Here is a 14,343-nt window from a genome sequence, read left to right on the forward strand (position 1 = left end):
GCACACGGCGACGGCTCTCCCCCTGCCCGCTCCCGTCCGTCCGTGCCCGTCCGTCCGCTGCGTCCCGCACGCCCGCGGGGCTCAGAACGTCCAGCGGGTGTGGGTGTAGACGCCGTTGTCGCGGCCGAAGCCGTAGGCCGTGGACGGGGGCAGCCCGAAGACCACCACGTCGCCCGTGCGGAACGCGTCCGCCATGCCGTGGAAGGTGCCCTCGGAGGAGGTCATGTGGGGGCCGTACTTCGTCTCGTACGCCGTGATCACCTCCTCCAGGACCGCCGGATCGGCGACCTGCCGGGCCGTGCCCTCGATCACGAGGTCGAGCCCCTGGGTGAGGGAGTTCGGGCCGGTGGTGGTGGTGAGGGCGCAGTGGCCGTCGTGGGCGAGGTTCTTCGCCTTCTGCTCGCCCGGGCCCGTCGAGAAGTACAGCACCCCGTCGTGCCAGGCCGCGATCACGGGAGTGACGTGCAGCCTGCCGTCGGCCCGCACCGTCGACGCCCAGAAGATCTCGGCGGTCTCCAACTGCCGCAGGGCCTCGGCCCAGTCGGTGGCGGTGGCATCCGCGGCGCCCGGGCGGGGGTTGAGGGCGGAGCTGTAGCGGGCGTCGAGCTCGGTGGCCGTGGGGTGCTTCTCGGGTCCGTGTGCGGGCATGGCGGACCTCCCTTCCTCGTTCCCGTAACGACCCGCCGCCCGTAGGGAAACCCCCCGCCGCGCCCGGTTCGCCCGTCTGCCCGCGGGGGCCGGGAGCGGGATCAGTCCGTGTGCCGGTACGCCCCGTAGGTGAGGTAGCCCGCGTCGCCGCCCTGGTAGAGCGTGGCCTCGTCCACGGGGGCGATGGGCAGTCCCAGCCGCAGTCGCTCGACCAGGTCGGGATTGGCGATGTAGGCACGGCCGAAGCTGACGAGGTCGGCGCCGAGCCCGAGCCAGTGGTCCGCTTCGGTGCGGCCGGTCTGCTTCGGTCCCATCGGGAGCGTCGGGTTCACGATGAGGGTGCCCGGCCAGGCACGGCGCAGGCCCAGGAGCACGGGCTCCTCGGCGGTCGCTTCCAGGTGGACGTAGGCCAGGTCGAGGCGGGCGAGTTCGGCGAGCAGCGCCGCGTACAGCTCGGGCACATCGGTTTCCGCGACGCCCCAGAACGTGGCGCCCGGGGAGAGGCGGATGCCGGTCCTGGCCCCGCCGATGGCGTCGACGGTGGCGGCCGTCGCCTCGACGGCGAAGCGGATCCGGGCCGCCACCGAACCTCCGTAGCGGTCCGTGCGCAGGTTGGCGTTGGCGGAGAGGAACTGCGAGATCAGATAGCCGTTGGCGCCGTGCAGTTCGACGCCGTCGAAGCCGGCCTCGACGGCGCGCCGGGCGGCCTCGGCGTACGAGCGCGCGTGCTCGGGCACCTCGGCGGTGTCCAGGGCCCGCGGTACGGGTGCGGGGCGGGGCCCGGCCGGGGTGAACACGTCGCCCACGGCGGCGACGGCCGAGGGCCCGACCGGCTGCGTGCCCGTGGTGTCGGGGTGCGAGACGCGGCCGCCGTGCATGATCTGGGCGAAGATCCGTCCGCCGTTGGCGTGGACCGCGGCGGTGACCGGGCGCCACGCGCCGACCTGCTCGTCGGTGTGCAGTCCCGGGGTCCCCGGGCTGGACTGGCCGATCAGGCTCGGCTGCACCCCCTCGGTCACGATCAGCCCGGCGGTGGCCCGCTGGGCGTAGTACGTGGCCATCGACGGTGTCGCCAGACCGTCGGCGGTGGCCCGGACCCGGGACATCGGGGCCATCACCACCCGGTTGGGCAGGGCCAGGTCGCCGAGTCGATGGCTGTCGAAAAGCGTCGTCACCGTAGAGCTCCTTGCTGTCCGCAGCGCCCGTGTGTCGGGCACGGCAGCTACGCTAAAACCTGACATTGACGTCAGAGGCAAGCTTTGTGGTGCGGCTCACAGCCAGGAGGACGAGATGCGTATCGGGGAACTCGCGAGGCGGGCCGGGGTCAGCGTCCGGTCGGTGCGCTACTACGAGGAGCAGGGCCTGCTCCACAGCACGCGCAGCGCCGGCGGGCAGCGGCACTACACGCAGGACGAGGTGGAGCGGGTCACGTTCATCCAGCGGCTGTACGCGGCCGGGCTCTCCAGCCGGACCATCGCCGAACTGCTGCCGTGCGTGGATTCGCCCAGCGAGGAGACCTCCGATGCCGCGCTGGCGCGGATGGCGCAGGAGCGCGACCGGCTCTCGGAGCACATCGCCGACCTCGTGCGCACCCGGGACGCCCTCGACGGGGTGATGGGCACGGCGCGTGAGTACCGGGAAAGCCTGCGCGCCTCCGCGGAGACCTCCGCGACGACCTGGTGAAAGGGGTGCGGCCTCCTGTAAGTTCCGTTTGGGAACTCACTAGTGGGTCAAGGCGATCGGGAGAGCTCATGGGGCTTCGACGGACTGCTCGTGGAGGAGGACGAGGCGCTGGCCGCCGCCACCAGGGATGCCGAGGCCGCCGGGCTCCCCGCGCACCAAGTGGCCCCGAACCAGGGGAAGCTGCTGCACCTGCTGGCCCGCATCCGCGGCGCTCGCACCATCCTCGAAATCGGCACGCTCGGCGGTTACAGCACCATCTGGCTCGCCCGGGCCCTGCCGGCCGGCGGGCGGCTGGTCACCCTGGAGGTCGACCCGGCGTGCGCCGACGTGGCCGCCGCGAACGTCGCCCGCGCCGGACTGGCGGACGTGGTCGACATCCGGCGCGGCCCCGCCCTCGACCTGCTGCCGCAGCTCACGGACCTCGCCCCGTTCGACCTGGTCTTCATCGACGCCGACAAGCCGTCCAACCCGCACTACCTGAGGTGGGCCCTCGAACTGACCCGGCCCGGCAGCGTCATCATCGGTGACAACGTCGTGCGCGACGGCGCCGTCGTCGACCCGGACAGCACCGATCCGCGCGTCCAGGGCGTCCGCCGGTTCACCGAACTCATCGCGGAAAACCCGAAGTTGACCGCCACGGCCCTCCAGACCGTCGGCAGCAAGGGGTACGACGGCCTCGTCATGGCCCTCGTCACCGACTGAGCCGCGCCCCGGGCGGCCGCCCGAAACCACTAACCTCGGCCGCATGACGGCACTTTCCCACCACAGCTTCGACCCCATCGAGCAGCCCGGCCGCGGCGGGGCCACCGCCACCACCGAGGCCGATCCGCACGCCATCGGGCCCGTGCGCACCGAGTACGCGCCCGACAAGGACGGCGATCCGGACCCCGGCGAGATCGTGTGGACCTGGGTCCCGTACGAGGAGAACGACGGGCGCGGCAAGGACCGCCCGGTGCTGGTCGTCGCCCGGGAGGCGGGCGGGCGCACGCTGCTCGCCGTCCAGCTGTCCAGCAAGCGGCACGACAACGACCGGGAGTGGGTGCCGATCGGGACCGGACCGTGGGACGGCGCCGGACGCGAGTCCTGGGTCGACGTGGACCGCGTGCTGCGCGTGCACGAGGACGGGATGCGGCGCGAGGCCTGCGCCCTGGACCGGGGCAGGTTCCAGCTGGTCGTGAACCGGCTCCGCGAGCGCTACGGCTGGCGGTAGGAGGCTTACGGAGCCGCCGGGCGGACCTCCCAGCCGCCCGGCGGCCCCTCCGTCAGCCAGGCGGGCGGGCGCCCCGGCCCGCGCCGGGCGGGCACCCCGTGCCCTACGCCCCGCACCGCGGCCCCTGCGCGCCGAATCCGGCGAAGGCCCGCTCGAAGGCCACCCGCGGCGCCGGGTCGCGGTCCAGCACCCCGAACACCACCCGCTCGAAGACCCCCGCGAAACGACCGGCCAGCAGGGCCCGGAAGGCCTCGGCGACCTCCGCCGGGTCGTTGCGGAACACCCCGCACCCCCACGCCCCCAGCACCAGCCGCGGATACCCGTGCAGCGCCGCCGTCTCCAGGACGCGCTCCGCGCGCCGTGCCAGCGCCGCCGGGATCTCGGCGGCGCGCTCGGGCTCCTGGCGGCGGATGGTGCCCGCGTTGGGAGCCGGGGAGGTCAGGAAACCCACCCGGACGGGGGTGTCCAGCAGCTCGCCCCGGTCGTCACGGAAGACGGGCACCCCGGGCGAGTGAATCACCCGGTCGGTGTAGAACGTGCTTCTTCCCGCGCGGTGGACCTCGTAGTACTCGGGGGCTTCCAGCAGGGTCTCGTACAGGGCCGAAGCGCGGCACAGCGCCTCCTCCTGGGCCTTGGCCCCGCGGACGTATCCGCCCCCGGGATTACGGGCCGAGGCGAAGTTCAAGGCGGCCACCGCCGCGCCGCAGACCGGGCCCGGGCCGTCCGCCGCGAGCCTTCGCGCGGCGACCGTGCTGCTCTCCCCCGTCACCTCGACGACGGTCTCGTACCGCCCCGCGGGAAGTCTCCCGTCTGGAATGACCTGGTTTGGCCCATATATCCTGGTTGCGGCCCTGGATTCCGCCAGGGCGGCGGCGAGGGAGACCTGCCGCCCCGACCGCGTCCGGTACCCGCCGGCCGCCACGATGGTCGCGTTCTCCCGCGCGATCTCGCGCAATCTGCTGCTCACGCCGCCATCATCGGCGGCAGGAACCACCCGCGGCCAAGGGATTTCCGCGCGGTGGCCGGCTCCCCCCCTTTTCGGGCCGACGAGGACGGGTAGGTAGGCATGGTCAGGTCACACCCGCGGACAGGAGACCCTGCCATGTCACAGGACTCGTACGCGCCACCAGATCCCCTGGCCCCCGGCGACGCGCCCGCTCTCGGCGAGACCGCCGCCAAGGACCTCGTCCACGGCATCTGTTTCAAGACGGGCCCGCCCCGCACCCTCGGAGCCGAGCTCGAATGGCTCGTGCTGGACGCCGAGCGGCCCGGCGAGATACTGCCGCCCGACCGGCTGACCGCCGCGCACGACGCGGCCCGCGCCCTGCCCCTGCACTCCCGCTTCACGATCGAGCCCGGCGGCCAGCTGGAACTCAGCTCCGCTCCCGCCTCCTCCCTCTCCGGCTGCGTGGACGGCCTCCAGGCCGATCTGACCGCCGTACGGGCCGCCCTGCGGTCCCGGGGCCTGGTCCTGCGCGGCACCGGCCGCGATCCGCGCCGGCCGTTGCGCCGCCTCCTGTACAGCCCGCGCTACGACGCGATGGAAACCTACTTCGACCGCACCGGCCCGGCCGGGCGGGCCATGATGCGCTCTTCCGCCTCCGTCCAGGTCTGCGTGGACGCCGGCTACGAGGAACCGGGCCCGCTCGGGTACGGCCGCCGCTGGCGGATGGCCCACCTGCTGGGCGCCGTGTTCGTGGCGGCCTTCGCCAACTCCCCCGCGCACGAGGGCCCGTACGCCGGATGGCGGTGCTCCCGGCAGGGGATCTGGCACGACCTCGACGCCCGGCGCTCGCTGGCCCCGCCCCTGGACGCCGAACCGCGGGCCGGCTGGACCCGGCACGCGCTGGACACCGAGGTGATGTGCGTACGGTCGGAAGGCGACGGGCCGTGGCCGGTGCCGCGCGGCATGACGTTCCGCGACTGGCTGCGCGCCGGCAGGGCCACCGGCGGCCGGGCCCGCCGCGGCCTGCGGGCTCCCACCGCCGAGGACCTGGAATACCACCTGACCACGCTGTTCCCGCCGGTGCGCCCGCGCGGGCACCTGGAGTTCCGGATGATCGACGCCCAGCCGGGCGACGACGGCTGGCTGGTGCCGGTCGCCGTCGTGCACGCGCTCTTCGACGACCCGGAGGCCGCAGAGAGCGCGTACCGGGCCGCGAAGGCCCTGGCCGACGCCCACGGGCCCCGGCCCTCGCCGCGCAATCCCCTGTGGGAGTCCGCCGCCCGGCACGGCCTGGCCGACCCGGAGCTGCGTGCGGCCGCCGCCGTGTGCTTCCGGGCCGCCGCGCAGGCGCTGCCACGCCTCGGCGCGAGCCGGCACGTCCAGGACGTGGTCGGCGCCTTCACCGAACGCTTCCCGCTGCGCGGCCGCTGCCCGGCCGACGACGGATACCTCCAGCTCACCGGGACGGGGGCCCGCTCATGACCGCATCTCCTTCAGCCGATTCCGCCCGCCCGAGCCCCGCGGCCCTGCGCGAGCGGGCCTTCACCGCCCTGACCGCCGCCCGCGCGCGCACGGCCCTGCTCACCGATGCCGTGAGCGATCGCGACCTGATCGCCCAGCACTCCCCCCTGATGTCCCCCCTGGTCTGGGACCTCGCCCACATCGGGAACCAGGAGGAGCTCTGGCTGCTGCGCAACGTGGCCGGGCACGACTCCCTCCACCCGGAGATCGACCCGCTGTACGACGCGTTCCAGCACCCCCGCGCCGAGCGGCCGAAGCTGCCCCTGCTGGGTCCGGAGCAGGCCCGCCGCTACGCTGCCGAGGTGCGGGGCCGGGTCTTCGACCTGCTGGAGCGCACGGCGCTCGAAGGCTCCGCGCTGCTGGACGACGGTTTCGCGTTCGGCATGATCGCCCAGCACGAACAGCAGCACGACGAGACGATGCTGATCACCCATCAGCTCCGCTCGGGCGAGCCGGTACTGACGGCGCCCGACCCGGACCCCCCGCAGGGGCCGCCGCCCGCGGTCACCGAAGTCCTGTTGCCCGGTGGTCCGTTCACCATGGGCACCTCGGCCGAGCCCTGGTCCCTGGACAACGAGCGGCCCGCGCACACCCGGGAGGTCGGGGCGTTCCGGATCGACACGGCGCCGGTGACCAACGCCGCCTACCAGGCGTTCATCGAGGACGGCGGCTACGGCGACGACCGCTGGTGGGCCCCCGAGGGCTGGGACCAGATCCACCGGCACGGGATCGAGGCCCCGCTGTTCTGGCGCCGCGAGGCCGGCCAGTGGCTGCGCCGCCGCTTCGGCGTGACCGAACCGGTCCCCGCCGACGAGCCCGTACTGCACGTCAGCTGGTACGAGGCGGACGCTTACGCCCGCTGGGCGGGCCGCCGCCTGCCCACGGAGGCGGAGTGGGAGAAGGCCGCCCGGCACGACCCGGCCACCGGCCGCTCCACCCGGTACCCCTGGGGCGACGCGGACCCGACCCCGGAGCGCGCCAACCTCGGCCAGCGCCACCTGCGCCCGGCCCCGGCGGGCAGCTACCCGGCCGGGGCGTCCCCGCTCGGGGTGCGCCAGCTGATCGGCGACGTGTGGGAGTGGACCTCCTCCGACTTCCTGCCGTACCCGGGGTTCAGGGCCTTCCCCTACCGCGAGTACTCGGAGGTGTTCTTCGGCCCCGAGCACAAGGTGCTGCGCGGCGGCTCGTTCGCCGTGGACCCGGTGGCCTGCCGGGGCACCTTCCGCAACTGGGACCTGCCGGTACGCCGGCAGATCTTCTCCGGCTTCCGGACCGCGAGGGATGCCTGATGTGCCGGCACATCGCCTTCGTGGGACCGGAGATACCCCTGGCCCGGCTGCTGACCGAGCCCGAGCACTGCCTCGTCCGGCAGTCCTGGGAGCCGCGCCGCCAGCGCCACGGCACGGTCAACGCCGACGGCTTCGGTGTCGGCTGGTACGCGGAGGGAGACCCGGTCCCCGCGCGCTACCGCCGGTCCGGACCCGTTTGGGGGGACGCCAACTTCGCCGATCTGGCCCGGGTCGTCCGTACGCGGGCCGCGCTGGCCGCCGTACGGGACGCGACCGTGTTCGGGGCGGACGGGGAGGCCGCCGCGGCGCCGTTCGCCGCCGGGCCGTGGCTGTTCAGCCACAACGGCGCGGTGCGGGACTGGCCGGACGCGGCGGCGCCGCTCGCCGCCTCGCTGCCCCCCGCGGAGCTGCTGTCCCTGGCCGCGAGCACGGACTCGGCGCTGGTCTGGGCGCTGGTGCAGCACCGGCTCCGGCAGGGGGACGACCTCGGCACGGCGCTCGCCGAACCCGTGCGGGAGCTCGCGGCGGCGGCGCCGGGCTCCCGCCTCAACCTGCTGCTGACGGACGGCGCCGACATCGCCGCGACGGCCTGGGGCGATTCGCTCTGGTACCTGTCCGACGCGCGGGCGCAGCGCACGGTGGTGGCGTCCGAGCCCTACGACGACGATCCCCGCTGGCGCGAAGTACCCGACCGGACCCTGCTGACCGCCCGTGCCACACGGGTCGACCTGACCCCGCTGAAGGAGACCTCCCCGTGAGCGACTTCCAGTTGACCCGCACCCTCGACGAGCACTCCGCCGACACCGCCCTGCGCGCCGACGTCCTGCACGGGCTGACCGCGTCCCCCAAGGTGCTGCCGCCCAAGTGGTTCTACGACGCCCGGGGCAGTGAACTCTTCGAGGAGATCACGCGGCTGCCCGAGTACTATCCGACGCGCGCCGAGCGGGAGATCCTGCTGGCGCGGGCCGGTGAGATCGCGGCGGCGAGCGGCGCGCGCACGCTCGTGGAGCTGGGTTCCGGCTCCTCGGAGAAGACCCGGCACCTGATCGAGGCCATGCCCGCGCTCGACACCTACATTCCGGTGGACGTGAGCGAGAGCGCCCTGGAGGGGGCGGCGCGGACCTTGCAGGCCGAGCACCCGGGGCTGCGGGTGCACGCGCTGGTGGCCGACTTCACGAAGCCGCTGCGGCTGCCGGAGGCGCCCGGGCCCCGCCTGGTGGTGTTCCTCGGCGGCACGGTCGGCAACCTGCTGCCGCCTGAGCGCGCCGAGTTCCTGGCCTCCGTACGGGCGATGCTGTCGCCCGGGGACGCCCTGCTGATGGGGACGGACCTGGTGAAGGACGAGGACGTGCTGGTGGCCGCGTACGACGACGCGCAGGGGGTGACGGCCGAGTTCAACAAGAACGTGCTGGCCGTCGTCAACCGGGAGTTGGGCGCGGACTTCCGCACCGACGACTTCACCCACGTCGCGGTGTGGAACCGGGAGCAGGAGTGGATCGAGATGCGGCTGCGGGCCCGGTCGGATCTGGTCGTGAAGGTACGGGCGCTCGATCTGGTGGTGCCGTTCGCGGCGGGCGAGGAGATCCTGACGGAGGTCTCCGCGAAGTTCCGCCAGGACGGCGTACGGAGGGAACTCGCTGAGGCGGGCCTTCAGTTGACCCAGTGGTGGACGGATGGGGAGGGCCGCTTCGCGCTGTCCCTGGCGGTGGCCGACGGCGAGACCGGCTGGGCCGGGACGCCTGCCAGCAGTGAGGAGGCGGGAAGGGCGCGGGTGACGGGTACGACGGGCACGGACGAGACGGCGACGGCGGCCTGAGCCGCGGCCGCGAGCTCCCGCCGGTCCGCGTGCCGGCCCGGCGGGATCCGCGGCAGCAGCCGCACCTCGGCGCGCACCCCGCGGGCCCGGGCGATCCGCCACAGGGAGGCGGTCAGCGGATCGTCCCCGACGAAGGCGGGCGCCCCGGCGGGACTCCCGTCGCACAGCAGGTAGGCGAGCTGCACGGGCTGTACGGGTACCCGCGCGTCCAGGGCGGACTGGAAGGCGGCCCGCCGGAAGGTCCCCTGGGCGCGGCCGCACCAGGTGCTGCCCTCGGGGAAGACGGTGACGCGGTCGCCGGCCAGCAGGGCCCGGGTCATTGCCTCGACGGTGGCGGGGAGGGCGCGGATCCGGTCCCGTTCGATGAACAGCGTCCCGTTCTGCCGGGAGAGCGGTCCGAGCAGCGGCCAGTCGCCGATGTCGCTCTTGGCCAGCATCCGGCAGGGCACGGCGGCGGCGACGAGCGGGATGTCGAGCCAGGAGACGTGGTTGGCGACGATCAGGCGGCCGCCGGCCGGGCCGGGGCTCCCGTGCACGGTGAGCCGTATGCCGAAGGCCCCGACCAGGGCGGTCGCCCAGGCCCGCACGAGGGTGCGGCGGGGGCGGGCGGGGAGCAGCCGTACGGGCTGGAAGCCCAGGATCCCGAGCAGGATCAGGGTGGCGGCGGCGGTGAGCCGCAGCACCGCGCGGACGAGGCTCGCCCGCTCCCCCTCGTGGCCGGCGCAGGCCTCGGGGGTGCAGGGCGAGGTGGGCAGCCAGACGCTCATGCGGCCGGGACGAGCGAGAGGAAGTGCTTGAGGTAGCGGGGGTTGGTGCGCCGCAGGGAGAGCAGGACGTACAGGTCGGCGCAGCCGAACTCGGCGTCGAGGGCGGGTTCGCCGCAGACCCAGGCGCCCAGGCGCAGGTAGCCGCGCAGCAGCGGGGGCAGCTCGACGCGCGGCGGGAAGGTGATGCCCTCGGGGCTCCAGGGGAGGTGCGGGGTGACCCGGTACTCCTCGGGGGCGAGGTTGCGGGTGAGGACGCTCTCGCGGGTGGCGGCGGCCAGGACCCCGCCGTCGGCGAGCGGGATCGAGCAGCAGCCGGCGAGCCAGTTGTGGCCGGAGCGGTCCATGTAGCGGGCGAGGCCGGCCCAGATCAGCGCGATGACGGCGCCGTTGCGGTGGTCGGGGTGGACGCAGGAGCGGCCGACCTCGACGAGGTCGGGGCGGATCGGGGCGAGGGCGCGGAGGTCGAACTCGCCTTCGGAGTAGAGGCGGCCGGCGACGGCGGCGCGCTCCGGGGGCAGCAGCCGGTAGGTGCCGACGACCTGCCCGGTCTCCTCCTCGACGACGAGGAGGTGGTCGCAGTAGGCATCGAAGGCGTCGGTGTCGAGACCCGGCTCGGGTCCGTCGAGGCGGGCACCGAGCTCCCCGGCGAAGACCAGGTGGCGCAGGCGCTGGGCGGCGCGTACCTCGTCCTCGTCGCGGGCGAGGCGGACGGTGTAGTGGGGGGTGTCGGGGAGGAGCGCGGGTGCCGTGACGGGTGCGGCCGCGGGGACGGAGGCGGCGGTGGGGAGGGGGGTGACGGGCGAGGTCACGGTGGGGGGAAGGGTGGACGGGGACAGGGGGGCGATGGTCATGGCGGCTCCTGATCCGGGCACGGGAGCCAGGCCGGCAGGTGGTGCGGCCTGGCTCCTTTACTTCTTCCGTGACCGGCTGGATTCGACATGACCGCTCAGCGGCCCTTGGATGTGCGAACGCTGAACTCGGCGGGCGCGGCGGTACTCGGCATCTGCTCGCAGGGGGCTGGACACCCGCTCGACGCCTGCCCGACGGAGGCCGGGACGGCGCTCGCGAGGGGCTCGCGGGGAGCGTGGCGGGCTCCGAGGCGCGTGAGGGGCGCCCGCGGGTGTCCGCGGGCTCTCGCCGGGGTGCTCGATGTGCCGGAGCGCGCCCCGCCTCTCGGCCCCGGAGACTCAGCGGTCGGAGTTGAGCACCTTGCCGATCGTGCCAGAGGCCTCCTTGGCGGCCCGGCGCGGGTCCTCCCCGTTGAGTACGGCGGTCATGTAGGGCTTGATCGGGTTCTTGCCCTCGACCTCGGCCCAGCGGGCGGACTTCGGGGTGGCGCGGCCCTGGGCGGCTCCGGGCGCCATGCTGGCCGCGCCCTCGTTGCCGTCGACCACGTGCGCGAGGGACGCCTTGTTCGGTACGTAGCTCATGGTGCGGGCGAGCTCGGTCTGCCAGGTCTCGCTGACCAGCGCGGTGATCACGTCCACGGCCTGGCGGCGGTGCGCCGTCCGTTCCGGGATGATCAGGTCGGAGCCGCCGGTGAAGACGGCTCCGGGTCTGTCCGAGGTCTTGCCCGGGATCGGGAAGAAGCCCAGCTTGCCCTTGAGGGCCGGGTTGGCGGCCTCGATGGCGGCGGCCTGGCCGGGCGGGGCGATGATCTGGGCGACCTCGCCGCTCGCGAAGACCTCGGACTGCGGGGGCGTCTCCTCGTCGGCGTTCTTGGGGCCGTCGCCGAGGGCCTGGAGCTGCTTGTAGAACTCCATGCCGGCCAGGGCCTTGTCGTCGTCGAGGGTGCCGACCCATTCGCTGCCCGTCTCGACGGCGAGCTCGCCGCCCTCGTCCCAGATGAACCCGGCGAGGACGTACCAGTTCTGGCCCGGCAGGTAGATGCCCTGCCGACCGCCCTTGTCCAGCTTCTGGGTGGCCTGGATCCACTCCTGCCGGTTCTTGGGCGGGGCCTTGATCCCGGCGTTCGCGAAGAGGTCCTTGTTGTAGATCACCACGCGGTTGGCGGCGTACCAGGGGACGCCGAACTGGGCCCCGTCGATGCTCGCCGGGTCGGCGAGGCCCTTGAGCCAGTCCCTGCTGCCCCATTCGCGCAGGCCCTCGAGGGTGAGTTCGGACAGGCCGCCGGTCTCGATGTACTGGGCGACCTGGGTGTTGCCCACCTCGATGACGTCGGCGCTCTCGGCGCCCTTGCCCGCCAGCACCGCGTTGACCTTCTCGCCGATGCCCGTCCACTCCTGGATCCGGACGTCGAGGTCGACGCCCGGGTGCTCCTTCTCGAACGAGGTGGTGAACTTCGCGATGAAGTCCTCCGAGGCGCTGCCCTTCATCAGCCACAGCGTCACCTTCTGCGCCCCTCCGGCCGATCCCGCCAGCTGACTGCAACCGGTGAGGGCGGTCGCGGCCGCGAGGGCCGTGCACACGGCGAGGAAGCGCATCTTCACGAAGGTCACCTTCTGGAGTCCGGTCTCGGAGATGGCTTGAAATTGGCATAGACCAATGGGTGGGTCAAGACCCTTTCACTCGGGACTGTTCACACAAAGTTCGCGGAGACGGACTTACTGGGGCACCGTGGAACGAGGCAAGTGCCCCCCAGCGTCGGGAGAACCCATGTCGAACCACACCTACCGCGTGACCGAGATCGTCGGCACCTCCCCCGAGGGCATCGATCAGGCCATCCGCAACGGCATCACCCGGGCCGGGGAGACGCTGCGCAATCTGGACTGGTTCGAGGTCACGCAGGTGCGCGGGCACATCGAGAACGGCACGGTGGCGCACTACCAGGTGGGGCTCAAGGTCGGGTTCCGCCTCGACGGTGAGGACTGAACCGGCCGGGCCGGGACGGGGACGGGCCGGGGACCCGGCGGGGGGACGGGCCCGGCGGGCGGGGCCGGATCAGGTGCGGCCCTCACCCTCCTGGGCGGACTTGAGCTCCGGCGCGTCCGCCGCCCAGTTCGCCAGGACCACCGGGTAGCCCGCGGCGCGCGCCGCCTGGCAGACGAGCTCGTCGTCGTCCACGAGCATCCGCACCTCCCGCCCCCGCGCGATCCGCCGCAGCACCTCCAGCTTGGTGGTCCGGGCAGGCCTGCGGTCCTGGTTCCCGCGCATCCACACCCGGCCCCCGGGCAGTCCGTGCCGCGTCAGCCACTCCTCCGTGTCGGCCCGGCACCGCTCGGGGCGCCCGGTCAGGTACACGACCTCGCAGTCGGCCGCCTGCTCCACCGCCAGCGCCACCCCGCGCGCCAGCGGCGGGTCGGCCGGGGCCGCGCCGAAGAAGCCGTCCCAGTCCCGGGGCCGGCCCTCCAGGAAGTGCTGGCGGTGGTCGGTGTCGGCCAGGGTGTTGTCGATGTCGAAGACGGCCAGCGGCCGGCGGTCGTTGCTGTCACTCATGCGGGCCAGAGTAGGCAGGGAATCCTTTCGGCGCCCGTGCGTTACAGGTCTGTGTGATCCGCAGACTCTCCATCCTCGACCGGTCCCGGACCCGTGAGGGGCACCCGGCCCCGCAGGCCCTGCGGGACACCGTGGAGCTCGCCCGCGCGGCGGAGCGGCTCGGCTACCACCGCTTCTGGGTGTCCGAGCACCACAGCGTCCCCGGAGTCGCGGGCTCCGCGCCCGCCGTACTGGCCGCGGCGGTCGCCGGGGCCACCCTGCGGATCCGCGTCGGGACGGGCGGGGTCATGCTGCCCAACCACCAACCGCTCGTCGTCGCGGAGCAGTTCGGGGTCCTGGAATCGCTCTTTCCCGGCCGGATCGACATGGGCCTCGGCCGCTCGGTCGGCTTCACCGGCGGCATCCGGCGGGCGCTGGGCCGCGACACCGAGGACGCCGACCGCTTCGAGGAGCAGCTGGCGGAGCTGCTGGGCTGGCTGGACGGCACCCAGCAGGCCCATCCCGAGGTGCACGCCCGCCCCGCGGAGGGGCTGCGGATTCCGGCGTACGTCCTGGCCACCGGCGAGGGCGCCGGGATCGCGGCGCGGGCCGGGCTGCCGCTGGTGGTGGGCGACCTGCGCTCCCGCGGCCGGCTCACGGAGGTCATCGAGCGCTACCGCGCGCAGTTCCGCCCCTCGGCGCACCGCTCGGAGCCGTACGTGATCGTCTCCGGGACGGTGGCGGTGGCACAGACCACGGAGGCCGCCCGGCGCATCCTCCTCCCCGAGGCCTGGTCCCTCGCGTACTCCCGCACCCGAGGCAGCTTCCCGCCGCTGCGCCCGGCGCAGGAGGTGGAGGCCCTCGCCATGACGCGGAAGGAACGGGAGCTGTACGAGCGCGGGCTCGACGGGCACGTCCACGGCACCGAGGAGCAGGTCGCGGCGCAGCTCGCCGAGGTGGCGGAGCTGACGGGCGCCGACGAGCTGCTGGTCACCACGTCCACGTACGACCGCACGGCGCTGCTGGACTCCTTCGAGCGGCTGGCCCGGGTGGCGGGGCTGACCGGCCCCTGACCGGGGGCGTCCCCG

Annotated in this window: 15 protein-coding genes and 1 pseudogene; 9 read left to right on the forward strand and 7 right to left on the reverse strand. The window is 73.8% G+C overall.

The features are described from left to right. Positions 1–81 precede the first annotated feature (81 nt). Both ACS04_RS24385 and ACS04_RS24390 read right to left on the reverse strand, forming a co-directional pair. Entirely contained in the window at positions 82–648 is a 567-nt protein-coding gene (locus tag ACS04_RS24385; protein ID WP_048478855.1) for a pyridoxamine 5'-phosphate oxidase family protein, read from the reverse strand. 101 nt (positions 649–749) lie between these two features. Then, a complete protein-coding gene (locus ACS04_RS24390) occupies positions 750–1,823 on the reverse strand; it encodes an alkene reductase (protein ID WP_048478856.1) in 1,074 nt (357 codons plus the stop codon). Positions 1,824–1,938: 115 nt separating this feature from the next. Between ACS04_RS24390 and ACS04_RS24395 the strand changes: the two genes are divergently transcribed. Genes ACS04_RS24395 through ACS04_RS24405 form a run of 3 tightly spaced genes read left to right on the forward strand, consistent with a single transcriptional unit; the run spans position 1,939 to position 3,541 of the window. Then, complete coding sequence (locus ACS04_RS24395) at positions 1,939–2,331, forward strand: MerR family transcriptional regulator (RefSeq protein ID WP_048478857.1); 393 nt, start codon at positions 1,939–1,941, stop codon at positions 2,329–2,331. 42 nt (positions 2,332–2,373) lie between these two features. After that, positions 2,374–3,033, forward strand: coding sequence for an O-methyltransferase (locus tag ACS04_RS24400; protein WP_048478858.1), 660 nt, complete (start codon positions 2,374–2,376; stop codon positions 3,031–3,033). Positions 3,034–3,076: 43 nt separating this feature from the next. Then, the gene (locus ACS04_RS24405) at positions 3,077–3,541 is read left to right on the forward strand and encodes a type II toxin-antitoxin system PemK/MazF family toxin (protein ID WP_048478859.1); all 465 of its coding nucleotides are present in this window, start codon (positions 3,077–3,079) and stop codon (positions 3,539–3,541) included. A 103-nt stretch (positions 3,542–3,644) separates the two neighbouring features. Here ACS04_RS24405 and ACS04_RS24410 read toward each other — a convergent pair whose 3' ends face one another. Continuing rightward, the gene (locus ACS04_RS24410) at positions 3,645–4,508 is read right to left on the reverse strand and encodes a TIGR02452 family protein (protein ID WP_048478860.1); all 864 of its coding nucleotides are present in this window, start codon (positions 4,506–4,508) and stop codon (positions 3,645–3,647) included. A 135-nt stretch (positions 4,509–4,643) separates the two neighbouring features. Between ACS04_RS24410 and egtA the strand changes: the two genes are divergently transcribed. Genes egtA through egtD form a run of 4 tightly spaced genes read left to right on the forward strand, consistent with a single transcriptional unit; the run spans position 4,644 to position 9,113 of the window. Continuing rightward, on the forward strand, positions 4,644–5,969 hold the full coding sequence (gene egtA / locus ACS04_RS24415; protein ID WP_048478861.1) for an ergothioneine biosynthesis glutamate--cysteine ligase EgtA: 1,326 nt from the start codon (positions 4,644–4,646) through the stop codon (positions 5,967–5,969). Further along, positions 5,966–7,297: an ergothioneine biosynthesis protein EgtB gene (gene egtB, locus ACS04_RS24420; protein ID WP_048478862.1), complete on the forward strand. Its 1,332-nt coding sequence runs from the start codon at positions 5,966–5,968 to the stop codon at positions 7,295–7,297. Before egtA ends, egtB begins: the two co-directional genes overlap by 4 nt. Next, complete coding sequence (gene egtC / locus ACS04_RS24425) at positions 7,297–8,055, forward strand: ergothioneine biosynthesis protein EgtC (protein ID WP_048478863.1); 759 nt, start codon at positions 7,297–7,299, stop codon at positions 8,053–8,055. The genes egtB and egtC overlap by 1 nt, the downstream gene beginning before the upstream one ends. Beyond that, a complete protein-coding gene (gene egtD, locus ACS04_RS24430) occupies positions 8,052–9,113 on the forward strand; it encodes an L-histidine N(alpha)-methyltransferase (protein WP_048478864.1) in 1,062 nt (353 codons plus the stop codon). Before egtC ends, egtD begins: the two co-directional genes overlap by 4 nt. A gap of 239 nt (positions 9,114–9,352) precedes the next feature. Here the strand turns inward: egtD and ACS04_RS40305 are convergent. From ACS04_RS40305 to ACS04_RS24445, 3 genes and pseudogenes are all read right to left on the reverse strand, one after another. Continuing rightward, positions 9,353–9,880 (reverse strand): annotated as a pseudogene (locus tag ACS04_RS40305) (lysophospholipid acyltransferase family protein); the annotation flags it as partial. After that, on the reverse strand, positions 9,877–10,731 hold the full coding sequence (locus tag ACS04_RS24440) for a GNAT family N-acetyltransferase (protein WP_209441764.1): 855 nt from the start codon (positions 10,729–10,731) through the stop codon (positions 9,877–9,879). The pseudogene ACS04_RS40305 and the gene ACS04_RS24440, both read right to left, overlap by 4 nt. A gap of 336 nt (positions 10,732–11,067) precedes the next feature. Next, positions 11,068–12,330, reverse strand: coding sequence for an extracellular solute-binding protein (locus ACS04_RS24445; protein ID WP_048478913.1), 1,263 nt, complete (start codon positions 12,328–12,330; stop codon positions 11,068–11,070). 166 nt (positions 12,331–12,496) lie between these two features. Here ACS04_RS24445 and ACS04_RS24450 point away from each other — a divergent pair, with 166 nt between their 5' ends. Continuing rightward, a complete protein-coding gene (locus tag ACS04_RS24450) occupies positions 12,497–12,712 on the forward strand; it encodes a dodecin (RefSeq protein ID WP_048478866.1) in 216 nt (71 codons plus the stop codon). Between the two features lie 69 nt (positions 12,713–12,781). Here ACS04_RS24450 and ACS04_RS24455 read toward each other — a convergent pair whose 3' ends face one another. After that, entirely contained in the window at positions 12,782–13,276 is a 495-nt protein-coding gene (locus ACS04_RS24455) for a phosphatase domain-containing protein (protein ID WP_048478867.1), read from the reverse strand. A 53-nt stretch (positions 13,277–13,329) separates the two neighbouring features. Here ACS04_RS24455 and ACS04_RS24460 point away from each other — a divergent pair, with 53 nt between their 5' ends. Continuing rightward, the gene (locus ACS04_RS24460; RefSeq protein WP_048478868.1) at positions 13,330–14,328 is read left to right on the forward strand and encodes an LLM class flavin-dependent oxidoreductase; all 999 of its coding nucleotides are present in this window, start codon (positions 13,330–13,332) and stop codon (positions 14,326–14,328) included. The last annotated feature ends 15 nt before the right edge of the window (positions 14,329–14,343 follow it).

Origin of the sequence: Streptomyces roseus (genome assembly GCF_001044425.1) — a bacterium.
GTDB lineage: Bacteria > Actinomycetota > Actinomycetes > Streptomycetales > Streptomycetaceae > Streptomyces > Streptomyces roseus.